Annotated in this window: 18 protein-coding genes; 7 read left to right on the top strand and 11 right to left on the bottom strand. The window is 71.0% G+C overall.

Going from position 1 to position 22,108, the window contains the following annotated elements; translation table 11 throughout:
* Positions 1 to 56 precede the first annotated feature (56 nt).
* The 3 genes from IM767_RS09665 to IM767_RS09655 are packed head-to-tail and all read left to right on the top strand — an operon-like array spanning position 57 to position 3,729.
* Positions 57 to 2,222: an RNA degradosome polyphosphate kinase gene (locus tag IM767_RS09665; RefSeq protein WP_194398852.1), complete on the top strand. Its 2,166-nt coding sequence runs from the start codon at positions 57 to 59 to the stop codon at positions 2,220 to 2,222.
* Positions 2,219 to 3,157 (top strand): NUDIX hydrolase, encoded by a 939-nt coding sequence (locus IM767_RS09660; RefSeq protein WP_109210160.1) that lies wholly within the window; start codon positions 2,219 to 2,221, stop codon positions 3,155 to 3,157. The genes IM767_RS09665 and IM767_RS09660 overlap by 4 nt, the downstream gene beginning before the upstream one ends.
* A complete protein-coding gene (locus tag IM767_RS09655) occupies positions 3,157 to 3,729 on the top strand; it encodes a 4'-phosphopantetheinyl transferase family protein (protein WP_109210159.1) in 573 nt (190 codons plus the stop codon). Before IM767_RS09660 ends, IM767_RS09655 begins: the two co-directional genes overlap by 1 nt.
* Before the next feature lie 69 nt (positions 3,730 to 3,798).
* Here IM767_RS09655 and IM767_RS09650 read toward each other — a convergent pair whose 3' ends face one another.
* The 3 genes from IM767_RS09650 to IM767_RS09640 are packed head-to-tail and all read right to left on the bottom strand — an operon-like array spanning position 3,799 to position 10,191.
* Entirely contained in the window at positions 3,799 to 5,088 is a 1,290-nt protein-coding gene (locus IM767_RS09650; RefSeq protein ID WP_109210158.1) for a M1 family metallopeptidase, read from the bottom strand.
* Positions 5,085 to 9,050 carry a Pls/PosA family non-ribosomal peptide synthetase gene (locus IM767_RS09645; protein ID WP_422613773.1) on the bottom strand — a complete coding sequence of 1,322 codons (3,966 nt, stop codon included), beginning with the start codon at positions 9,048 to 9,050 and terminating at the stop codon, positions 5,085 to 5,087. The genes IM767_RS09650 and IM767_RS09645 overlap by 4 nt, the downstream gene beginning before the upstream one ends.
* Before the next feature lies 1 nt (position 9,051).
* Positions 9,052 to 10,191 (bottom strand): hypothetical protein, encoded by a 1,140-nt coding sequence (locus tag IM767_RS09640; RefSeq protein WP_162564262.1) that lies wholly within the window; start codon positions 10,189 to 10,191, stop codon positions 9,052 to 9,054.
* Positions 10,192 to 10,430: 239 nt separating this feature from the next.
* Between IM767_RS09640 and pstS the strand changes: the two genes are divergently transcribed.
* From pstS to pstB, 4 genes are all read left to right on the top strand, one after another.
* Positions 10,431 to 11,546, top strand: coding sequence for a phosphate ABC transporter substrate-binding protein PstS (pstS, locus tag IM767_RS09635; RefSeq protein ID WP_109210157.1), 1,116 nt, complete (start codon positions 10,431 to 10,433; stop codon positions 11,544 to 11,546).
* Between the two features lie 71 nt (positions 11,547 to 11,617).
* Complete coding sequence (gene pstC / locus IM767_RS09630) at positions 11,618 to 12,562, top strand: phosphate ABC transporter permease subunit PstC (protein WP_109210156.1); 945 nt, start codon at positions 11,618 to 11,620, stop codon at positions 12,560 to 12,562.
* Position 12,563: 1 nt separating this feature from the next.
* On the top strand, positions 12,564 to 13,670 hold the full coding sequence (pstA, locus tag IM767_RS09625) for a phosphate ABC transporter permease PstA (RefSeq protein WP_109210155.1): 1,107 nt from the start codon (positions 12,564 to 12,566) through the stop codon (positions 13,668 to 13,670).
* 33 nt (positions 13,671 to 13,703) lie between these two features.
* A complete protein-coding gene (gene pstB / locus IM767_RS09620; RefSeq protein WP_109210154.1) occupies positions 13,704 to 14,483 on the top strand; it encodes a phosphate ABC transporter ATP-binding protein PstB in 780 nt (259 codons plus the stop codon).
* Positions 14,484 to 14,540: 57 nt separating this feature from the next.
* Here the strand turns inward: pstB and IM767_RS09615 are convergent, their stop codons facing one another.
* The 8 genes from IM767_RS09615 to IM767_RS09580 all read right to left on the bottom strand — a co-directional run bounded on the left by IM767_RS09615 (position 14,541) and on the right by IM767_RS09580 (position 22,073).
* Positions 14,541 to 15,428: an aminodeoxychorismate lyase gene (locus tag IM767_RS09615; RefSeq protein ID WP_109210153.1), complete on the bottom strand. Its 888-nt coding sequence runs from the start codon at positions 15,426 to 15,428 to the stop codon at positions 14,541 to 14,543.
* 509 nt (positions 15,429 to 15,937) lie between these two features.
* The gene (locus IM767_RS20775; RefSeq protein WP_239453267.1) at positions 15,938 to 16,426 is read right to left on the bottom strand and encodes an endonuclease domain-containing protein; all 489 of its coding nucleotides are present in this window, start codon (positions 16,424 to 16,426) and stop codon (positions 15,938 to 15,940) included.
* Positions 16,427 to 17,186: 760 nt separating this feature from the next.
* Positions 17,187 to 17,825 carry a response regulator transcription factor gene (locus tag IM767_RS09605; protein WP_109210360.1) on the bottom strand — a complete coding sequence of 213 codons (639 nt, stop codon included), beginning with the start codon at positions 17,823 to 17,825 and terminating at the stop codon, positions 17,187 to 17,189.
* 83 nt (positions 17,826 to 17,908) lie between these two features.
* The gene (locus tag IM767_RS09600; RefSeq protein WP_109210359.1) at positions 17,909 to 18,316 is read right to left on the bottom strand and encodes a VOC family protein; all 408 of its coding nucleotides are present in this window, start codon (positions 18,314 to 18,316) and stop codon (positions 17,909 to 17,911) included.
* 68 nt (positions 18,317 to 18,384) lie between these two features.
* Positions 18,385 to 18,732: a helix-turn-helix transcriptional regulator gene (locus tag IM767_RS09595; protein WP_109210358.1), complete on the bottom strand. Its 348-nt coding sequence runs from the start codon at positions 18,730 to 18,732 to the stop codon at positions 18,385 to 18,387.
* A gap of 123 nt (positions 18,733 to 18,855) precedes the next feature.
* Positions 18,856 to 19,710, bottom strand: coding sequence for an anti-sigma factor (locus tag IM767_RS09590; protein ID WP_109210152.1), 855 nt, complete (start codon positions 19,708 to 19,710; stop codon positions 18,856 to 18,858).
* Positions 19,710 to 20,312 (bottom strand): ECF RNA polymerase sigma factor SigK, encoded by a 603-nt coding sequence (gene sigK, locus IM767_RS09585; RefSeq protein WP_109210151.1) that lies wholly within the window; start codon positions 20,310 to 20,312, stop codon positions 19,710 to 19,712. The genes IM767_RS09590 and sigK overlap by 1 nt, the downstream gene beginning before the upstream one ends.
* Before the next feature lie 33 nt (positions 20,313 to 20,345).
* Entirely contained in the window at positions 20,346 to 22,073 is a 1,728-nt protein-coding gene (locus IM767_RS09580) for a cytochrome c biogenesis protein CcdA (RefSeq protein WP_109210150.1), read from the bottom strand.
* Positions 22,074 to 22,108: the final 35 nt, after the last annotated feature.

The following is a 22,108-nucleotide window of genomic DNA, read 5'->3' as shown; positions in this document are numbered from 1 at the left end:
TCAACGGCATCCGTCTCGTTCACACTCTCGTCACGCGACCCTGCAATGATGAGGGGATGATCGAACCCGAGGTGCTCGACGCCGGCCTGGGCGATGCGGACGACGACGACTTCGACCTCTCCGAGGTCTTCGACTCGCAGCTGCCCGACCATCGCTATCTGGATCGCGAGCTCAGCTGGCTCGCCTTCAACCAGCGCGTGCTCGAGCTCGCCGAAGATCCGAACCTGCCCACGCTCGAGCGTGCCAACTTCCTGGCGATCTTCGCGAGCAACCTCGACGAGTTCTTCATGGTCCGCGTGGCCGGGCTCAAGCGCCGCATCGTGACCGGCCTCGCCGTGCCCACCAACGTCGGCCGATCGGCTGCGGACGCGCTGGCCGACATCTCGGCCGAGGCGCACCGGCTGCAGCTGCGTCACGCTGAAGCCTGGACCTCGCTCGTCAAGCCCGCGATGGCCGAGGCCGGCATCGAGGTCGTCTCGTACGACACGCTCGACGACGACGAGCGCGCTCAGCTGTACGACTACTTCCAGGCACAGGTCTTCCCGGTGCTGATGCCGCTCGCGGTAGATCCCGCCCACCCGTTCCCGTACATCTCGGGCCTGTCGCTGAACCTCGCGATCCGCATCCGCAGCGCCCGCACGGGTCGCCAGGAGTTCGCGCGCCTCAAGGTTCCGCCCATGCTCCCCCGCTTCGTCGAGCTGCCGCCGGTCGACGGCACCGTGCGCTACCTCCCGCTCGAGGAGCTGATCTCCAACCACCTGGACGACCTGTTCCCCGGAATGGAGGTGCTCGACCACCACGCCTTCCGCCTGACGCGCAACGAGGACGTCGTGATCGAGGAGGACGAGACCGAGAACCTCATCCAGGCGCTCGAGGCCGAGCTGCTGCGGCGCCGCTTCGGCCCGCCCATCCGCCTCGAGATCACCGACGACATGGACGACGTGACACTCGACCTCCTCATCCGGGAGCTCGACATCACCGAGCAGGAGGTCTACCGCCTTCCTGGCCCGCTCGACCTGCGAGGCCTGTTCGACCTGTCGCGCATCGATCGGCCCGACCTGCACTACAAGCCGCACCTGCCCACGACGGCACTGGCGTTCCAGCCGGGCGACAACAACGAGCGGCCCGACATCTTCGCGTCGATCCGCAAGGGCGACGTGCTGGTGCACCACCCGTACGAGTCGTTCGCGACGAGCGTGCAGGCGTTCCTCGAGCAGGCCGCGAAGGACCCGCACGTGCTCGCCATCAAGCAGACGCTGTACCGCACCTCGGGCGACAGCCCGATCGTGGAGGCCCTCATCGACGCGGCTGAGGCGGGCAAGCAGGTGCTCGCGCTCGTCGAGATCAAGGCGCGCTTCGACGAGGCGAACAACATCGTGTGGGCGCGCAAGCTCGAGAAGGCGGGCGTGCACGTCGTGTACGGCCTGGTCGGCCTCAAGACGCACTGCAAGCTGGCCCTCGTCATCCGTGAGGAGAACGGCGTGCTGCGCAGCTACAGCCACGTCGGCACGGGCAACTACAACCCGAAGACGAGCCGCATCTACGAGGACTTCGGCCTGTTCACCGCCGACGACCAGGTGGGCCGCGACCTCACCCGCCTGTTCAACGAGCTGAGCGGCTACGCGATCGAGAAGAAGTTCAAGCGCCTGCTCGTCGCTCCCCTGCACCTGCGCAAGGGCCTGCTCCGCCTGATCGACAAGGAGCGCCGCAACGCGCTGGCCGGCAAGCCCGCGAGCGTGCGCATCAAGGTCAACTCGATGGTCGACGAGCAGATCATCGACGCGCTGTACCGGGCCAGCCAGGCCGGCGTGAAGGTCGAGATCTGCGTCCGCGGCATCTGCTCGCTCAAGCCCGGCGTCGAGGGGATGAGCGAGAACATCACGGTGCGCTCCATCCTCGGCCGCTACCTCGAGCACTCGCGCATCTTCGCCTTCCACAACGACGGCGACCCGATCGTCTACATCGGCAGCGCCGACATGATGCACCGCAACCTCGACCGCCGCGTCGAGGCGCTGGTACGGGTGTCCTCCCCCGCGCACATCAAGGAGCTGAACGACCTGTTCACGCTGTCGATGAGCGACACGACGAGCTCATGGCACCTCGGGCCCGAGGGCGAGTGGGTGCGTCACAACCTCGGCGAAGACGGCAAGCCGCTCGTGGACCTCCAAGACCGGACCATGACCAACGTGCAGCGCCGCCGGCGGGCACGGGCGGTGCGATGACCGAGACCGCGGTCTACGCGGCCGGGGGCGTCGTCTGGCGCGTCGTGGAGGGCAAGCTCCGTGTGCTGCTGATCCACCGCACGAAGTACCGCGACGTCACGCTCCCCAAGGGCAAGGTCGATCCCGGCGAGATGCTCGCCGAGACCGCGGTGCGCGAGATCCACGAAGAGACCGGCATCCGCGTCTCGCTCGGCGTCCCCGTCGGGGTGTCGCGGTACCGTCTGCCGAGCAAGCGCACGAAGATCGTGCACTACTGGGCGGCCGAGGCGACCGATGCCGCCATCCGCTCGTCGGCGTTCGTGCCCAACAAGGAGATCGCCGCTCTCGAGTGGGTCTCGCCCAAGAAGGCGATGAAGCGGCTCAGCTACCCCGTCGACACCGAGATCATGGAGAACTTCCTCCGCCTCATCGACGAGAGCGTGCTGCGGACCTTCCCGATCGTGGTGCTGCGACACGGCAAGGCCGTCTCCCGCGAGGACTGGGAGGGGAAGGATGCCGCGCGCCCGCTCGCTCCGCGCGGGCGCAAGCAGGCGAGCTCGATCGTCGGCCCCCTGCTCGCGTTCGGTGTCCGCCGGATCGTCTCGAGTCCCGCCACCCGGTGCGTGAAGACGGTCGCACCGCTGTCTGCCGCCCTCGGACGGCAGATTGAGATGAGCAAGCTCATCAGCCAGGACGCCTGGGAGGACGGCAAGTCCGACGCGCGCACCGTCATCGGGGAGCGCGTGCGGGCCCGGATGCCCGCCGTGCTGTGCAGCCACGGACCGGTGCTGCCCGACATCCTGAGCGAGCTCGCGCTGGCGACCGGGACGCTGCGCGGGTCGTATCTCGGCAGCGCCTCGGCGCTCGAGCCGGCGGCGTTCTCGGTGGTGCATCTCTCGGTCGAGAATCCGGGGTCGGGCATCGTCACGATCGAGACGCACGCCCCGAAGGTCTGATGCACCGGGCGACGTCGCGCGTGCGCGTCGGGTCGACGGAGGTGCGCCTCGCATGGGCGGAGGTGCCGCCGGCCGAACCCCGCCGCGATCATGCCTGGCGCCTGCTCGCACAGATGCTGCCGGCCGGCGCGGAGCTCGACAACACCTGTCCACGCTGCGGCGGACCGCACGGCCCGGTGGTCGTGCGGGGTGCCCCGTTCCTCGCGAGCGTGACCTATGCCGGCTCCTGGACGATCGCCGCGGTCGCGGCGACGGGCGATGCCGGGGCGCTGGGCGTCGACGCCGAGCTCGAGGTCGATTCGCGCCGTGACGCCGCCGGTATGGCCGGACTCCTCGAGGACGACGACGCGACGGTCCGGGACTGGGTGCGGGTCGAGTCCGTTCTGAAGGCGGACGGCCGCGGCCTGCGCGTCGATCCTCGATCGGTCGCCGTCATGGCGGATGCCGGGGGCTGGACGGCCGTCGTGCCCGACGAAGGGGTCTACGACGGATCGGATGCCGCGGGCCCGGGCGGCGTGCTGGTCAGCGTGGCCGTGCAGCCGCGGGGCGGACGCACCGACCGAGCACGCTGACGTCTTGCCTGCCGGTCGCCGACCGGCGTGGCCGCAGGGACCAGGGAGAAAGCGCGTCGCCCGCGCGGATCACGGAGTGCGCGGCGGCAGCGAAGGCAGGACCGGCGAGTCCAGCCACGGGCCGACGAGCGCGAGCCCCGCGGGGCCGCATACGCTCTCGACGCACTCGCGGAAGGCGGCGGTGGTCACGAGCGAGTGCCGGTGCGTGCGGACCCACGTGCGCAGGAGCTCGCCGAACACATCGCGGCCGACGGTGCGGCGGAGCGCCTCGAGCGTGAGAGCTCCCCGCTTGTAGACGCGGTCGTCGAACATGCGCCGAGGACCGGGGTCGGAGATGACCAGGTCCTGTGGCAGCGCCTGCAGCCGGGCATGGTGCGCCTCGGCGAGCGTCGCGATGTCGGCGCCGCCGGACGCCTCCGACCACACCCATTCCGCGAAGCACGCGAAGCCCTCGTTCAGCCAGATGTCGCTCCACCTCTCGAGGCCGACGCTGTTGCCGAACCACTGGTGGGCGATCTCGTGCGGAACCAATCGCGAGGCCTCCGGCACGAGGTGGTTGGCTCCGAAGACCACCAGCCCCTGCGCCTCGAGCGGGATCTCGAGCGGATCCGGCGTGACGACCACGGTGCAGTGCTCCTGAGGGTACGGCCCGAAGGCGGACTCGAAGCAGGCGCGGATGCGGGGGACGTCGGCGAACCAGGCCCGGGCGGCCGGCAGCAGAGCAGCCGGGGCGAACAGCCGCACGTCGCCGAGCGCGGTTTCGCGGTACGGACCCACGTGCACGGCAGCCAGGTACGTCGCGGTCGGCACCTCCGAGAGGAACTCCCATCGCGCGAGCCCTCCGGAGCGCACCGGCGCCCGCGGCACCCCGGTCGCCGCGACGGCGTACTCGTCCTCGGTGGTCACCGCGATTCGGAACCGCGCGCGATCGTCGGGGCGGTCGTTGCACGGGAACCAGGTCGGCGCGCCGATCGGCTGCGAGGCGACGAGCGCTCCGTCCTCCAGCTCCTCCCACCCGATCGTGCCCCACGTCGACCGTCGCGGTCTGGGTGCGCCCGCGTACCGCACGTCGACCGAGAACTCCTCGCCGGCGGCGAGCGGCCGTGGCAGCGTGACACGCAGAGACGAGGCATCCTGCTGGAATCTCGTACGCGCGTCGCCGTCGACCCGCACGCGCGAGACGCGGAGCCCGACCAGATCGAGCCGGATGCTGCGCACCCGTTCGGCCGCCACCGCGTTGACGATCGCGCGCCCCTCGAGGCGATTCGTGCGCACGCGGTAGCGGAGGTCGAGGTCGTACGACACGACGTCGTAGGAGCCGTCGCCGCTGCGTGGCGTATACGGGTCGGGACCGATCACGACGTCGACTGGTAGGCGCGGACCTTCACGGCGTGCCAGGGGCCGATCGGGTTTCCGCTCCAACGGGAGCCGACGGACACGCTCTCACCGCGCATCACCAGGGACGCGGGGCCCACGGTCGCGTGCGCTCCGATCGATGCGGCGGGGAGGATCACGCTGTGCGGGCCGAGCGTCGCACCGGGTTCGAGTTCGACGGTGTCCATGCTCATGATTCGATCATGGAAAAGGTGGGTCTGCACGACGCACCCCCGGTTCACCGTCGACGCGTCGCCGAGCGTGACGAGATCGGGCTCGGGGAGCCAGTAGCTGTCGCACCACACGCCGCGGCCGACGCGCGCGCCGAGGCTGCGCAGCCACATCGCGAGGGCGGGCGTGCCCGCAGCGGCACGCGCGAACCACGGTGCCGCGAGCATCTCGGTGAAGGTGTCGGACACCTCCGTGCGCCACACGAAGCTCGACCACAGCGGCTGCTCACCGGCGCGGATCCGTCCGACGAAGAGCCACTTCGCCACTGTCGAGATGCCCGCCGCCAGCGCACCGGCCGCGAGCAGCACGAATCCCGACAGCAGGAGCGCGAACCACGGTCCGACGGTCTGCACGAGTGCGGCGAGCGTGAACAGCACCAGCAGTCCGACGGCGCACGTGAGCACCACCGGGATGAAGCGGCACAGCTCCCACAGCGTCCTCGCGATGCGCAGCGAAGCGGGCGGGTCGTACGTGCGGCTGCCGTCCCCCTCGTTGGGCTGCCGGCGCAGCCGCGCCGCCGGCGAACCGAGCCACGACGACCCGGGCTTGGCCTTCACCGGCGCCGCCGAGAGCACCGCGACGAGCCCGTCGCGCGGGACGGTGTGTCCGGGCGAGGCCATGCCGGAGTTTCCGAGGAAGGCCCGCTTGCCGATCCGCACCTCGCCGAGCCGCAGCCAGCCGCCGCGCATCTCGTACGAGCCGACCATGGTGTCGTCCGCGAGGAACGCGCCGTCCTCGATGCGGGTCATCGCGGGGATCAGGAGGACGGTGGATGCCTCGACATCGCGCCCGACGCGCGCGCCGAGGATGCGCAGCCACACCGGGGTGAACAGGCTCGAGTACAGCGGGAACAGGACCGTCCGGGCGGAGTCCAGGAGCCGCTCCGTCGTCCACGCCTGCCAGCCGACGCGGCTGCGGACGGGATGCGTTCCCTCCCGGAGCCCGAGCGACAGGAGCCGCACGCCCACGACCACCGTTCCGGCGTAGACGAGGCCGGCCACGAGCACCGCGGGCACGAGCCACAGGAAGGAGGCGGCGAGCGCGCCGCCCAGGTCGGGCGCACCGCGCATACCCAGGGCCAGCACGACGCCGCCGGCCGCGAAGCTGACGACGGGCAGGAGCCCGAGCGCGACGGCGGACGCCGCGTAGGCCCACAGCCAGCGCTGCGAAGCCGGCGGGCGCTCGGCCGGCCAGCCCTCCGCCGTCCCCCCGACGCGGACGGCGGGAGACCCGGCCCACGATTGGTCCGCGCGCACGCGGCCGAACACCGCCGACCCCGGTGCGATCTCGGACCGCTGACCGATTCGGGTGCCGGGTGCCAGCGTGCTGCGCGTCCCGACGGTGGCGTCCGAACCGATGCGGACCTCTCCGATGCGGACGAGGTCGCCGTCGATCCAGTAACCGCTGAGGTCGACCTCGGGCTCGATCGACGCGCGGTCGCCCACCTTGAGCATGCCCGTGATGGGCGGGAGCGTGTGCATGTCGACATCGGCGCCGATCCGGGCACCGAGCGCGCGCGCGTAGTAGGTGACCCAGGGCGCGCCGGCCAGGCCCACGGCGTCGACCTGATCGGAGATCTGCTCGGCGAGCCAGAGCCGCAGGTGGATCGAGCCGCCGCGGGGGTAGTCCCCCGGACGGAGCCCCGCGAGAAGAAGGCGAGCGGACACCGCGGCGATGGCCATGCGGCCGAACGGGGTCGCGAACAGCACGAGGCCGAGGATCAGTGCCCACCAGGGTGCGCTGGGAAGCGCCTCGAATCCGGGGAACAGCTGGAGGATCGCCCCCGCGGTGAGGATGTAGAGGAGCCACCGCACCCCGGAGAGGATGAACAGCGGCGCACCCAGGAGGGACTGCGCCCACTGCGTCGAGCGCGGAGTGGGCTCCGGCATCCGGAACCCGCTCACCTCCTCGCGCGAGAGGAACGGCTGGAGCGCCTTGGCCATGGCTCCCAGCCGTGGGACGTCGTAGATGTCGGCCACCGAGAAGTCGGGAACGCGCGCCCGGATGCGCGACACGAGCTGGGCGGCGGCGAGCGAGCCGCCCCCGAGATCGAAGAAGTCGGCCTTGCGGTCGGGGACGGCGAGCCCCAGCACGGCCTGCCACTGCTCGGCGAGCCAGGCCTCATCGGGGCTGAGGTCGGTCCGCGGCACATCCACGTCGGGCAGCGGCCACGGCAGCGCCGCGCGGTCGACCTTGCCGGATGTGCGGACCGGAAGGTCCGGCACGACCGCGAGGAGCGGCATCACTCCGGCGGGCAGGCGCTCGGCGAGGTGCGTGCGGGCCGCGGCGCGGTCGAGCTCGCCGTCGACGACGATGTACCCCACGAGGATCGGCACCCCGGCGTCGCTGGAGCGCACGGCCGCGCTGGCGGCGGTCACTCCGGGCAGCTCCTGCAGCGCGTTCTCGACCTCGCCGAGCTCGATCCGGCGTCCGCCGACCTTGACCTGATCGTCGGCGCGGCCCTGGAAGACGAGGCCCTCGGGCTCGTAGCGCACGAGGTCGCCGGAGCGATAGGCGCGGTCCCACCCCAGCGTCGGCATCGGCGCGTACTTCTGGGCGTCCTTGACAGGATCGAGATAGCGGGCGAGCCCCACGCCGCCGATGATCAGCTCGCCGAGCTCGCCCGGCGCGACCTGGACGTCGTCCGGGCCTACGACTGCGAGCGCCCACCCGTCGAGCGGGAGGCCGATGCGCACGGGTCCCTCGCCGCCGAGGAGCGCGGCGCAGGCGACGACCGTCGCCTCGGTCGGACCGTAGGTGTTCCACACCTCGCGGCCCTCGGCGACCAGTCGCGCGACGAGCTCCGGCGGGCACGCCTCGCCGCCGAAGATGAGAAGGCGCACGTTCTCGATGGCGTCGGCCGGCCACATCGCGGCGAGCGTCGGCACCGTGGAGACGACGGTGATCCCCTGGCGGATGAGCCACGGCGCGAGGTCTTCGCCCGATCGCACGAGCGATCGCGGCGCCGGGACCAGGCAGGCGCCGTGCCGCCACGCCAGCCACATCTCCTCGCAGGACGCGTCGAACGCCACGGAAAGGCCCGCGAGAACCCGGTCCCCCGGGCCGATCGGCGCCTCCTGCAGGAACAGCCGTGCCTCGGCGTCGACGAACGCGGCCGCGGACCGATGGCTGACGGCGACGCCCTTGGGGACGCCCGTCGAGCCCGAGGTGAAGATGACCCAGGCGTCGTCGTCGATGGTGGGCGGCGGCACGGCGGCCAGCGCGTGTGTGCTCGGATGCGGGGCGTCTCCGTCGAACAGCGATCCCGGCTCAGCGGTTCCGCCGTCCCCCGTGCTCGCCGAATCGGATGCCGGCGTGTAGACCCCGCCGTCCGAGATGATGCCGCGCACCTTCGCCTCGCCGAAGACGAGGCGCGCGCGCTCCTCGGAGTCGTCGGCGTCGACCGGGACGTAGGCGCCCCCGGCGGCGATCACTCCGAGGATCGAGACGTACAGCTCCTTCGAGCCTGACGGCATGCGCACCCCGACGCGGTCCCCGCGGCGGACGCCCGCCTCGTGCAGTCGCGCGGCGGTGGTCCTCACCTGCGCCATGAGCTCGCGATAGCTCAGTGCGCCCGAGCCGTCGTCGAGAGCGGATGCCTCGGGGGTGCGCTGCACCGTGGCGCGCAGGATGTCCAGCAGCGTGCGCGGCGCCGGTGCCGCGGCGGTGCGATCCAACGTGGCCGGCACCGCCGGCAGCGAATCGACGCCGACCACGTCAGGACAGCAGGGCGATCAGGTCGGCCTTCGACAGGCGCGAATAGCCCGCGTGCCCCGCGGCGCGGGCCCGCTGGCGAAGCTGAGCGACCGTGAGCCCCTGGAGCTCCGCGGGCGCCACCGGAGCGGCAGCGGCTGACGCGGGGCGCCGGCGTGACGCGGAGCCGGCGGTCTTCGCCGGCGCTGCGGTGGTCCGGCCGGCGGGCGTCTTCGCCGGGGCTGCCGTGTTCGCGGGAGTGGCGGTCTTCCCGGAGGCCTTCGCCGCCGCGGCAGGCTTCGCAGGCGCCGCGGTCTTGGCCGAGGTCTTCGCGGGACTCGTCGTGCGAGCAGGGGACTTCGCGGGCGCCGGGCTCTTCGCGGAGGCGGTCGCGGCGGGCTTCGCACTGTTCCCGCGAGCCGGGCTCTTCGCGGCGGCCGCAGCTCTCGCGGGCGACTTCGAGGTCGACGCGGCCCTCGAGGTCGAAGCAGTCTTCGCGGACGCGGTCTTCGCGGACGCGGTCTTCGCGGACGCGGTCTTCGCGGGAGCTGCGGACTCGGCGGGCGTGGCCGCCTCGTCGGGAGAGTCCGCAGACGCGGCGGGCTTCACGGGCGCGACGTCGGGCTCGCTGCCGGCGGCACCCTCAGCCCCGGCGGCAGTCTGGCGCCGGCCGGCGGGCGCGGCTGCGGCATCCGTCTTCGAATCATCGCCGCTGAACTGCTGCGCGAGCGCACGCTCCGCCTCGAGCGCTTCGCCGTCAGCCTTCGCCGCCGCGCGCTCCGCCTTCGCAGCCGCCTTCTTCAGCGCCTTGGCCTCGGCCGCACGCGTCTTCGCGTCCTCCGCCGCCTTGGCAGCCTCCGCGGCCGCGCGCTCGGCCTCCGCACGCAGGCGCGCCTTCTTCTCGGCCTTGGCGATCGCCGTCCGGGTCGCCTTGCGCACGCGCTCCTCCGCGCGATGCGCGAGCTTGACGATCTTGCCGGGGTTCTTGCGAAGGGCCTTCTTCGACACGTCGACGTCGTCGAACGTCTCGGCGGCGACCTCGCGCAGCTTCTTCGCGTTCTTGCCCGGAAGGGTCTTCGCGACCTTCCGAGCCTGCTTGGCCGCGGCGGCCGCGTCGTCGATCGCGTCGAGCGCCTTGCGCTGCGTCTTCGTCGTCTTGCTCATGCGAGGCACCTTAGCGCGCGTGAGTGAACAGGCGGGGCAGGATGACGCGTGATTCCGCGGTATCGCGGGCGCCCACGTCAATACCTGCGCATGGATGTCGGCATCCCGTTCACCTTCCGTTCACCCGCAGAGCGCAGTCTCTTAAGAGTCCGAGCCTACGTTTCAGAACGAACCCCGCACCGGGTTCGCACCCGAAGGCCTGCACGGCCTGATTCCCTGACACGTGAAGGATTCACACAGTGAAGATCTCCCGCATCGCCCAGGTGGGCGCTGTCGCCGCTGTCGCGGCCCTCGCCCTCGCCGGCTGCGCCGCGAACGAGACCGCCGGCGGCACGACCACCGACGAAACCACGGCGGCATCGGACCTCTCCGGCGAGATCGCCGGCGGCGGCGCCTCGTCGCAGGAGGTCGCGGTCCAGGCCTGGACCGCCGGCTTCCAGACCGCGAACCCCGACGTGACGATCACGTACGACCCCTCGGGCTCCGGCGCGGGCCGCGAGTCGTTCCAGGCGGGCGCCTTCCCGTTCGCGGGCTCCGACCGCGCCTTCAAGATCGAGGAGATCGAGGCCGGCCCGTTCGACGCCTGCGTCGAGGGCACCGACATCATCGAGCTGCCGACCTACATCTCGCCGATCGCGATCATCTTCAACGTCGAGGGCGTGGACGCGCTCAACCTCGACGCGGCGACCACCGCGGGCCTGTTCGCCGGCACCATCACGAACTGGAACGACCCGGCGATCGCGGCGCTGAACCCCGACGCCACGCTCCCCGACCTGGCCGTCACGCCGGTGCACCGCGCCGATGACTCAGGCACCACCGAGAACTTCACCGACTACCTCTACCAGGCCGCCGGTGACGTCTGGACGAGCGAGCCCGACGGCGTGTGGCCGCTCTCCAGCGGCGAGGCCGCGCAGGGCACCTCGGGTGTCGTCTCGGCCGTCTCGGGCGGCAACGGCACCATCGGCTACGCCGACGCGTCGCGCGCCGCTGAGGAGGGCCTGTCGACCGCCGCCATCCAGGTCGGCGACGAGTTCGTCGAGTACTCGCCGGAGGCCGCCGCGGCCATCGTCGACGCCTCGCCCCTCGAGGAGGGCCGTGGTGAGGGCGACCTCGCGATCGAGCTGCAGCGCACCTCGGAGGAGGCCGGCGTCTACCCGATCGTCCTCGTGAGCTACATGATCGCGTGCCAGGAGTACGCCGACGCTGCGGTCGCCCCGATCGTCAAGGGCTACCTCCAGTACGTCGCCAGCGCCGAGGGCCAGGACGCGGCCGCGGCCGCTGCGGGCAACGCGCCGATCTCGGACACGCTGCGCGAGCAGGTCAACGCGGCGATCGACCTGATCGTCGTCGAGTGATTCTCCGATCCCCGGCTCGGTCTTCGGACCGGGCCGGGGATCACCCCTGATACCCGAACCAGAAGGACACCATGACCACGACGACCGCCGCCCCAGCGGGCAAGGTCAAGCAGCGGCCGGGCGACCGCTGGTTCTCGGGCACCGCGCTCGGAGCCGGCGTGATGATCCTCGTCACGCTCGCCGCCGTCGCGATCTTCCTCATCATCCAGTCGATCCCCGGCATGACGGCGACCGGTGACACCGCGAGCATCCTCTCGGGCAGCTTCTGGGAGTACGTCTGGCCGCTCGCCTTCGGCACCGTCTGGGCGTCTTTCCTCGCGCTGCTGATGGCCGTCCCCCTCGCGGTGGCCGTCGCCCTCTTCATCTCGCACTACGCGCCCCGCCGCCTCGCGCAGGGACTCGGCTACATCGTCGACCTCCTGGCCGCGGTCCCGTCGGTCGTCTTCGGCCTCTGGGGCATCATGGTGCTCGCCCCTGCCGTCCAGCCCGTGTACGCGTGGCTCAACGCCAACATGGGATGGTTCCCGCTGTTCGGCGGCACGGTCTCCAGCACCGGCCGCACGATCTTCACCGCGGCCATCGTGCTCGCCGTCATGGTCGTCCCGATCATCACCGCGATCTGCCGCGAGATCTTCCTGCAGACCCCCGTCCTCCACGAAGAGGCCGCCCTCGCCCTCGGCGCGACCCGCTGGGAGATGATCCGCATGGCGGTCTTCCCCTTCGGCCGCAGCGGCATCGTGTCGGCCTCGATGCTCGGCCTCGGCCGCGCGCTGGGCGAGACGATGGCCGTCGCCATGGTGCTCTCCGTCGCGAACGTCGTCACCTTCCAGCTCTTCACGTCGGAGAACCCCGGAACTATCCCCGCGAACATCGCGCTGACCTTCCCCGAGGCGTACGGCGTGAACGTCAACGTCCTCATCGCAACGGGCCTCATCCTCTTCATCGTCACCTTCGCGGTCAACGCCATCGCCCGATGGATCGTCAGCCGCCGCAAGGAATTCTCTGGAGCGAACTGACATGACCGTGACGACCGCTCCCCCGCAGGCGCCCCAGCAGGCGCCGATCCGCGAGACCCCGCGGCTGACCAGCGGCCACCTGCCCGGCTGGTCGATCTGGGCGATGCTCGCCGGCAGCCTCGCCGTCAGCGCCGTCGTCTTCGCCGTGCTGGCGATGGGCTCCGGCGACGGCTTCAACATCGCCGGATGGGCCGTCGTCGCGGCCCTGGTGTACCTCGCGCTGATCCTCACCGTCTCGTCCCTCGTCGAGGGGCGCCGCAAGGGCGTCGACCGCCTGGTCACGGGCGTCGTGACGATCGCGTTCCTCATCGCGATGGTGCCGCTGGTCTCGGTCGCGATCACGGTCGTGGTCAACGGCGTCGCGGGCCTTTCCGCCGAGTTCTTCTCCTCGTCGATGCGCAACGTCGTCGGCGAGGGCGGTGGCGCGCTCCACGCGATCGTCGGCACGCTGCTGATCACGCTTGCCGCGGCGATCATCTCCATCCCGATCGGCATCTTCACCGCCATCTACCTCGTCGAGTACGGACGGGACGGCCGGCTGAGCCGCGCCATCACGTTCCTCGTCGACGTCATGACCGGCATCCCGTCGATCGTCGCGGGTCTGTTCGCGTACGCGCTGTTCGCGCTCTTCCTCACCCCCGGCATCCGCATGGGCATCATGGGATCGGTCGCCCTCTCGGTGCTGATGATCCCGGTGGTCGTCCGCTCGACCGAGGAGATGCTCCGCCTCGTGCCGAACGAGCTGCGCGAGGCGTCCTACGCGCTCGGGGTGCCGAAGTGGCGCACCATCGCGAAGGTCGTCCTGCCCACGTCCGTCGCGGGCATCACGACAGGCGTCATGCTGTCGATCTCGCGCGTCATCGGCGAGACCGCGCCGCTGCTGCTCACCGCGGGCGTGGCCACATCGATGAACTACAACCTGTTCGAGGGCCGCATGATGACCCTGCCGGTCATGGCGTACTCGCAGTACATGAACCAGGGCATCCCGGCCCAGGCCTACATCGACCGTGCGTGGGCGTGCGCCCTCGTCCTCATCGTCATCGTGATGCTCCTCAACCTCATCGCGCGCGTCGTCGCGAAGGTCTTCTCGCCGAAGCTCGGCCGCTGAGCATCCCACTACCCGAAAGCACTGACAGGAACCATGTCCAAGAGCATCGAAGTCAACGACCTCAACGTCTACTACAGCGACTTCCTGGCCGTCGAGGGCGTGTCTCTCGACATCGAGCCGCGCAGCGTCACCGCCTTCATCGGTCCCTCCGGCTGCGGCAAGTCGACGTTCCTCCGCACCCTGAACCGCATGCACGAGGTCATCCCGGGCGCCCGCGTCGAAGGCGAGGTGCTGCTGGACGGCAACGACCTCTACGGCACCAACGTCGACCCGGTGCTGGTGCGTCGCCAGGTCGGCATGGTGTTCCAGCGCCCCAACCCGTTCCCCACGATGTCGATCAAGGAGAACGTGCTGGCGGGCGTGAAGCTCAACAACAAGAAGATGTCGAAGTCCGACTCGGACGCGCTGGTCGAGAAGTCGCTGCGCGGCGCCAACCTCTGGAACGAGGTCAAGGACCGCCTCGACAAGCCCGGCTCCGGGCTCTCCGGCGGGCAGCAGCAGCGTCTGTGCATCGCCCGCGCGATCGCCGTGTCGCCCGAGGTGATCCTGATGGACGAGCCCTGCTCGGCTCTGGACCCCATCTCGACGTACGCGATCGAGGAGCTGATCGGCGAGCTCAAGAACGACTACACCGTCGTCATCGTCACGCACAACATGCAGCAGGCCTCGCGCGTGAGCGACAAGACGGCGTTCTTCAACATCGCCGGCACCGGCAAGCCGGGCAAGCTCATCGAGTACAACGAGACCAAGACGATCTTCACGACCCCGTCGGTCCAGGCCACCGAGGACTACGTCTCGGGCCGGTTCGGATAAGACCGTCCGTCACGAAGCCCTCGCTGTCCGGCGGGGGCTTCGTCGTCTGCGGAGCACTCAGTCCCGCGGGCTCAGCAGATATCGATTGAAGGATGCCGTCAGCTCGGCGTCGACGGGCACCGCGACGCCGTCGATGGCCGTGATGGGGGCCGCCAGCCGGACGCTCGACACCAGCCACGCGGCATCCGCCTCCGCGAGCGCGGCCGTCGGGATCGTCGCGTACTCGGTCGGGATCCCCTGCTCCTCCAGGTGCGCGAACAGGCTGAGCTGCGTCGTGCCGTGGAGGATGCCGCCGTTCGGGGCAGGCGTCACGAAGCGGCCGTCGACCCTCAGGATGAGCGAGGCGGTCGGCGCCTCGAGCACGAACCCGTCCGACGTGACGAAGATCGCATCGTCGGCACCGCGGCGCTTGGCCTCGCGGATGGCGGCCATGTTGACCGCGTACGACAGCGTCTTGGCACCCAGCAGCAGCCAGGGTGCCGTGGCGGGCGTGTCGATGCCGTACCCGCGGTCGAGCGTCACGACTCGGATGCCGCGCTCGCGCACCGCGGAGTTGTCGGCGGCGGCCGCGGCCGTGACCCACGCCGTCGGCGCCGGCCCGTGCTCCACGCCGCGGCTGAGGATGAGCTTGATGACGCCCTCCCCGTCGGCTGGGGCGTGCCGCGCGGCGATGGCGATGGCCTCGCGCCACTGCTCGAGGTTCGGGGCGGGGAGGTCGCAGATCTCGGCGGAGTGCGCCAGTCGCTCGAGGTGGGCCTCGGTTTCCTGCGGGTGTCCGTCGACGACGCCGATGGATTCGAAGATGCCGTCGCCGCGCTGGGTGCTGAGCTCCCCGACGCTGAGGGCGGGTGCCGACGGATCGATGACCCGGAACGTGTCCGCGAAGTCGGAGCGGGGATCATCGGATGCCGCGGGCTCGATCACGAGCGCGAAACGCCAGGCCATGCAAGAAGCCTAAGCGTGCCGGAGTGAGTGGTCGGGAATGCGAGGCCCGCCGACTCGGTTAGACTGTATCGGCCGGGCCGCAGTAACCCCGGGCTCCATCTTCTGCCGCTGCGAGCGGCCTTGCGCCGAGAGGCGTTCTGCGGCCCGGCACTTTCATGCCCGGCCACCGGCCCCACCAGTCCCGAGTGGACTGCTGGGCGATGGCTCGATCCTGGCGTCGCAGTTGTGCGCTCCTGGCGTCGCAGTTGTGCGCTCCTTGGGCGTACCCCTCCTGGTCGATGACAGTGCGGGTTTCGCACGCGGCGAGGTTGCGGCATCCGTCTCCCCCACAGAATCGGATCCGCTGCAACGGATGCCGGCCGCGCCACGCCGAGTCGATGCCGGCGCAGCCCGGCGTGTCTGTCCTCATCTCCGCACCTGCGGATCCGATTCTGTGCGCAGACAGCGGCCACTGGACGCGCTGTGCACACCACATCCACATCCGAGCAGGCACGCGTGCGTCGCCGGGTTCAGGAGAGGTGAAGCCCCTGATCGACATAGGACAGGATGGCCAGCTCGACCGTCGACCAGTCGTGCACCACCATCGCGTAGTCGAACCTCAACGTGACATAGCCCCAGGCTGCGGCGTTCGCGTCGCGGACGAGGTCTTTATGCCGGTGGGACTCTCCTTCGTGATTGGGCGCTCCGTCCACCTCGACGATGAGGCGATCGCCGATCAAGAAGTCCACGCGCCCGACCGAGACGATCATCATCTGCGTCCGCACCGGCAGATTCCTCGCCCGCAACCTCCACCGGAGGAGCGACTCGAGACCGCTGTCGGCGTCGTCGCGTGAGTACGCCATGGCATCCCGCGCTTCCGGTCCGACACGGGCGCGGAGCCATGCCAGGCCGGTCGCCGTCAGCATCTTCAGGCTCCGCGCGGACTCCAGCGTGACGAAGAACTCCTCGATCCCCCGGCAGATCAGGATCTGGCGGAGCACCCGCGGGACCGACGGCATCCCGAAGGCATCGGTCGTGGTCCCGTCGTCCCAGTGCGCGACGCACCGACAACCGGCGTGCGGGTAAGAACGACCGTGCCCCCGCAGCCAGACATGCGGTGCTGAGTCCGCTCCGAGGACCCACAGTCCGAGATGGCGAGCCGCCGTGAGACAGGCGAGCGAGCCGCCATGCATCGCGGCGACGGCCACCTCAGGGCAAGCCCCGTAGCTCGCGTACACCCCCCGCCGCAGCGGAAGGAGAGAACCACCGGTGACAGCTCGTGAGATGTCCCTGCGTGTGAAGCCTCGTGCTGACAACTCGCGGAACGACGACACAGCGGTCTGATCAACGGAGCACATGCACCCAGGCTCGGCCCCGCGGACCCGCGGCCACCCGAGCTGCCCGCAAACTGTGCAGAGGAGGGCGAAACGCGGCAGTGGGGAGGAGTCGGCGACCGGGGCGCCGCACACCGTCGGATCCGCAGTCGCGGAGCCACCACGCGACACGCCGGCCATCCCGTAGGACAAGCGGCGTGTCGCCGATACGCCCCGCACCTACGGATCCGATTCCGTGTACGGGGTCCGGCGCACGACCACGAGCGCGGGCGCATGCCCCGAGCGCGGCCGCATGCCCCAAGCGCGGCCGCATGCCCCAAGCGCGGGCGCATGCGCCGAGCGCCGGCGTACGGCGGGCCGCATGGGCGCTGGCCACAGGCGGGCGTACGGCGGGCCGCATGGGCACTGAGGCGCTCGGCCACAGGCGGGCGTACGGCGGGCGCGGTCAGGTCAGGGCGTCGCGGCGCCAGAGGGCGGCGCAGGCCGACAGGTCAGCGGCGTAGTCCGACAGGCGCAGCGCCCGCGTGGTGAACGCGGACGCGCGCTCGGGCTCGGTGCCCTCGTAGTCGTCGGCGACGTGGGTGGCTCCCGACGCCTGCACGCGGCAGAACGCCGCCGCGCGGTCGAGCGCCACGGCGAAGTCACCCTCGAACAGTCCGCGCAGGATCGTGTCGACGAGGACGACGAGCTCCTCGGGACCGGCGGGCGACGGCGCTCCGGCCACCACGTCGTCGGCCGAGGCGAGTTCGGCCCGGCCGCGCTCGTAGAGCAGCGCGGCGGTGCGCGGGTCGTCGTGGATCATAAGCTGCACCAGGTACAGCCGCCACAGCGCCCCCGGCAGCGTCTTGGCCGGTGAGCGCGACCACAGCTCGGCGATGTCGTCGATGCCGTGCTCGTCGGTGAAGGCCACGAGCCGGTCGACGACCACTCCGTCGGGATCGGCGCGCACGCGCGCCAGCAGCGCGTGCGCCGTGGTGTGGGCGACCCGCGAGACCTCGGCCGGGTCCTCGGCTGAGAACACGCGGTCGAAGAGCTCCGCCGGCCGGCGGACGGGCTTGTGGAACTCCCTGGACGAATCGCTCATTCCGTCCAGGCTACTCGCGGTCACGAGCACGGGCTCGCGCTGCATCGCGGCCACCCACGGCAGGCACACGCTCCGGCCGCCGATCAGACCTGGTTGATGCGGATGTGGTTGCCTGCCGGGTCGCGGAACGCCGCGTCGCGCGGACCCCAGCCCTGCTCCTTCGGCTCCTGCAGCACCTCGGCGCCGAACGCCCGCAGCTTCTCGAACGTGGCGTCGAGGTCGCTGGTGGTGAACACGTAGGGTCCGGGGCCGGAGCCCTTCACCACGAGGCGCTGCAAGGCCTCGCCGTCCTCGGGCGAACGGCCGGCGGTCGGATCCGACACGACGAGCGAGAGGCCGGGCTGACCGGGGAAGCCGAAGCTCACCCATCGGTGCCCGTCGTACGACACGTCGTTCACGACCTCGAGGCCGAGACCGTCACGGTAGAACGGGATGGCGGCGTCGACATCGTCGACGGTGATGGGGCTGTACGCCAGCGAGATGTTCGTCATGTCCGCCACGCTACGGCGCCACCGACACGGGCGCTTCTCCGATCCTGCTCCGTTCGCGGGGTGCTGTCTCAGGCGTACCGGGTGGGCCTCGTCAGGATCTTCGCGACGCACAGCGGCATCGCCTCGGCGGCGTCGTGGGGGCGGGCCCGGTACGAGCTCGGCGTCTCGCCCACGATCTCGGTGAACGTCGAGCTGAACGAGCCCAGCGAGGTCGCGCCGACGGCGGTGCAGGCATCCGTCACCGTCGCGCCTTCGCGCAGCAGCGCCATGGCGCGCTCGATGCGCCGGGTCATGAGGTACGCATAGGGCGTCTCGCCGTACGCCGCTTTGAACTCGCGCGAGAAGTGGGCCGGCGACATGAGGGCCTTCGCGGCCATCGTGGGCACATCGAGCGGCTCGGCGTAGTCGCGGTCCATGAGGTCGCGCGCACGGCGCAGGTGCGCGAGGGTCTGTACGGTCTGCGGGGCGGATGCCACGTCCTCACGCTACCGGCATCGCCGCGCTCTCGCCGGGGCTCCAGCACGCGCCGGCCCGCGCCGTCAGGCGGTGGGGATCAGGACGATCGGGTCGGACGTCGGCTCGCCCGTCGGCGAGCCGCCCTCCGGCTCGACGGTCACCGCGATCGTGTCACCGGACTCGACCTCGCCGTCCAGGAGCGCCGTCGCCGCGCCGTCCTCGGCGTCGAAGGTGCCCGCAGACACCGCCGCGCCGTCGCGCACGAACCACATCTCGAAGCTCTGGTCGTCGGTGATGGCCGGCAGCCCCTGCGACACCAGCACCGCCTCGCCGACCGACTCCGACCAGTGCGCGGTCGCCGTGCCGCCGTCCGCGACCTCCACGGTCGCGGACTGCGCGTCCGGCGCCGCCTCGATCTGCTGCAGGGCGACGACCGCGGGCGGGCGATTCAGGTAGTCGTTGATGAGAGCGGCACCGAGCCCCAGCGCGACGAGCAGCACCATCGAGGCGGCGAGCGCGAGGATGCCGCGGGTCCAGTTGCGACGCGACGCCGCCTGGATCACCGTCGTGTTCGGCGGGGGCTCGGCCGTGCCCCGGTCTGCCGCGTCGGTGTCACCGGCCGCGCGATCGGTCGCCGGCGTCTCGGCGGGCGGCGACCAGCGGTCCATCGGAGCCGCCGCGGCGGCGACGGCGGCATCCATCGCCGGCAGCTGCGGGGTTGTCGCGATGCGCGAGAGCAGGGTCGAGCGCAGCGTCAGCGGGGGCAGGGCGTTCGAGACGGTGTCGGAGAGCGCGACGGCGGTGGCGGCATCCGTCGTCACCCAGTGCTCCCATTCCGGGTGCTCGCGACGGGCGCGATCGAAGGCGACCCGGTCGTCGGGCGACAGCGCGTTCAGCGCGGCGCCGGCTGCCAGCTCGGCGAACTCCTTCTCCTCCATCACGCGGTCACCCCCAGTTCGGCTCTCAGGCGGGACAGCCCGTCCCGCATCCTCGTCTTGATCGTGCCCAGCGGAGCCCCGACCAGGGCCGCGATCTCGCTCTGACTGTAACCCCCGTAATACGCGAGGGTCAGCGCCTCCTTCTGGGCGTCGGGCAGCGCCGCCAGGGCGGTCGCGACCTTCTCGCCCTCGATGCGCAGCTCGGCCTGCTCCGCGACCCCGTCATGGGCTACATCGAGGTCGCGGAAGCCCGCTCGCACATCGCGATCGCTCGACGCCTGCGACGACCGCACGCGATCGACGGCCCGGCGGTGCGCGATCGTGAGCACCCACGATCTTCCCTGTCCTCTGTTCGGAGCGAACCGCGAGGCGGATTGCCACACCTCGAGGAAGACCTCCTGGAGCACTTCTTCGCTCTGGGCGCGGTCGACGAGCACGCGCAGGATGAGGCCGAAGACGCGGGGCGACAGCAGGTCGTAGACCCGGGCGAACGCCGCCTGGTCGGCCTGGGCGACGCGCTGCAGGAGCTCACCCACGTGGTCGACGGGCTCGGTGCCGTCCTCCGGCACGTCGATTCCGTCGATCACCACATCCACCAGCATGCCCTACGCACCTCCCGGCCACCCTGGGCCGCGTCACCCGAACGTGAAGGAGTACACTTCCACCCCCGCCGACACGCTGACGTCGAGGACGCGGGTGCCGGCATCCGTCCTCTCCGCGACCGCGTACGAGCGCGGCGTGCCCGTCACCCGCAGCGTCTGCACCTTCCCGCCGTCCAACCGGACGCGCACCTCGCCCTCTCCGGCCAGCACCATGCGCACCTCCTCGGCATGGAAGCGGAGACGGATGCCTCCCCCGCCGTCCCCGGCCGGCGTGGCGTACTGCGTCTCGATGCGCCACGTGCCGTCGAGCGCGAACGAGTCGTCGGGCTGCTCGTCGGGCAGGCTGTACTCCCCGTCGCCCGCGCGGTACCCGCCGAGACCGCCGTAGTTCACGTCTTTGGCCGAGCCGAGGAACGTCTCGCGCGTTCGCTGTCCGTCAGGTGCGGCGTCGGCGACGTCGGTCGGAGCGGGCAGCGCTGCGGACGGGTCGGCATCCGTCAGGAGCTCCCGGATCAGCTTCTCGGTGGCGGCGTAGTTCCCCTCGCCGAAGGCGATGTGCCGCACCGTCCCCTCGGCGTCGATGAGGTAGTGGGCGGGCCAGTACCGATTCCGGTAGTTCGTCCACGTCGCGAGGCTGTTGTCGAGCGCGACCGGGTACTCGATGCCGAAGTCCCGCGCGCCGGCCGCGACGTTCGCGGCATCCTTCTCGAACGCGTACTCGGGCGAGTGCACGCCGATCACCCGGAGCCCGGCGTCACGATAGGCGGCATCCCACGCCACGACGTGCGGGATGCTGCGCTGGCAGTTGATGCACGAGTAGGCCCAGAAGTCGATCAGCAAGACGTCTCCTCGCAAGTCCGCGAGATCGATTCCTGTCCCATCGGGGGTGTTCAGCCACGCCTCGATGCCGCGGATGCCCGGCGCCGTGCCGCACGATTCGAGCTCGGAGGCGCCGTTCGTGCACCGGCCGAGGTCCTTGTTCTCCTCGGTGACGAGTCCGCCGAGATCGAGAGCCCGGCGGGCGTCGGGGTTGTCGGTGAGCTCGCGCTGCACGCCGGCGGTGTAGTCCGGCACCGCGCGCTGCAGCAGCTGCGGCACGTCGAACACGAGACCGACCGCGAGCGCCAGCATCGCCACGCCCGCGGCGATGCGCAGCCCGCGCTCGCGCTTGCGGAACGCGCGGATGCGTTCGACGAGCCCGCGTCCGGCCAGCGCGAAGAACAGCAGCGGCACGGCGACGCCCACGGCGAACGACACCGTGAGCGCGACGGTGCCGGCGTCGATGCGGCCGGTGGAGCCGGCGACGATGATCGCCGCGAGCACCGGCCCGGCACACGGGACGAACACCGTGCCCAGGGCGAGCCCCACGCCGAATCCGCTCCCCCGGTTCTGCACCTCGGATCGCCGCGCGAGGCGCTGGAAGGGCTTCTCGAGCACCCGCTCGAAACGGGGCACGAGCAGTCCCACGCCGATCAGCACGAGGACCGCGATGCCCGCCCAGCGCAGCACATCCTGCGGCAGTCCCAGCGCCCCCAGCAGGAGCGAGCCGAGGAGGGTGACCAGCGTGAAGCTGGTCATCAGGCCCGCCACCACGAGGTAGGGCCGCCAGCGGGACGCAGGGGCCGCTTCACCGGTGCCGTCGGAGTCGAAACGCGCGGACTGCGCACCGCCGGTGAGGAAGATGACCGGGAGCACGGGCAGGATGCACGGCGAGATGCCGGTGATGAGTCCGCCCAGCAGGCCGATGACGACGAGTTCCATGCGTCCCCTCTCTGTCATCGTTTGTTCGCATCCGG

The organism is Microbacterium ureisolvens, from assembly GCF_015278315.1.
Taxonomy (GTDB): domain Bacteria; phylum Actinomycetota; class Actinomycetes; order Actinomycetales; family Microbacteriaceae; genus Microbacterium; species Microbacterium ureisolvens.
The sequence above is the reverse complement of the archived record's forward strand: the minus strand, read 5'-3'. Positions and strand labels throughout refer to the sequence as shown.

Bases quoted from the DNA above. Each gene is read 5' to 3' on its own strand.
- IM767_RS09665 (WP_194398852.1), top strand. From the start codon at position 57: ATGATCGAACCCGAGGTGCTCGACGCCGGCCTGGGCGATGCGGACGAC.
- IM767_RS09660 (WP_109210160.1), top strand. From the start codon at position 2,219: ATGACCGAGACCGCGGTCTACGCGGCCGGGGGCGTCGTCTGGCGCGTC.
- IM767_RS09655 (WP_109210159.1), top strand. From the start codon at position 3,157: ATGCACCGGGCGACGTCGCGCGTGCGCGTCGGGTCGACGGAGGTGCGC.
- IM767_RS09640 (WP_162564262.1), bottom strand. From the start codon at position 10,191: ATGAGCAAGACGACGAAGACGCAGCGCAAGGCGCTCGACGCGATCGAC.
- pstC (WP_109210156.1), top strand. From the start codon at position 11,618: ATGACCACGACGACCGCCGCCCCAGCGGGCAAGGTCAAGCAGCGGCCG.
- pstA (WP_109210155.1), top strand. From the start codon at position 12,564: ATGACCGTGACGACCGCTCCCCCGCAGGCGCCCCAGCAGGCGCCGATC.
- pstB (WP_109210154.1), top strand. From the start codon at position 13,704: ATGTCCAAGAGCATCGAAGTCAACGACCTCAACGTCTACTACAGCGAC.
- IM767_RS09615 (WP_109210153.1), bottom strand. From the start codon at position 15,428: ATGGCCTGGCGTTTCGCGCTCGTGATCGAGCCCGCGGCATCCGATGAT.
- IM767_RS20775 (WP_239453267.1), bottom strand. From the start codon at position 16,426: ATGCCGTCGGTCCCGCGGGTGCTCCGCCAGATCCTGATCTGCCGGGGG.
- IM767_RS09605 (WP_109210360.1), bottom strand. From the start codon at position 17,825: ATGAGCGATTCGTCCAGGGAGTTCCACAAGCCCGTCCGCCGGCCGGCG.
- IM767_RS09600 (WP_109210359.1), bottom strand. From the start codon at position 18,316: ATGACGAACATCTCGCTGGCGTACAGCCCCATCACCGTCGACGATGTC.
- IM767_RS09595 (WP_109210358.1), bottom strand. From the start codon at position 18,732: ATGGACCGCGACTACGCCGAGCCGCTCGATGTGCCCACGATGGCCGCG.
- IM767_RS09590 (WP_109210152.1), bottom strand. From the start codon at position 19,710: ATGGAGGAGAAGGAGTTCGCCGAGCTGGCAGCCGGCGCCGCGCTGAAC.
- sigK (WP_109210151.1), bottom strand. From the start codon at position 20,312: ATGCTGGTGGATGTGGTGATCGACGGAATCGACGTGCCGGAGGACGGC.
- IM767_RS09580 (WP_109210150.1), bottom strand. From the start codon at position 22,073: ATGGAACTCGTCGTCATCGGCCTGCTGGGCGGACTCATCACCGGCATC.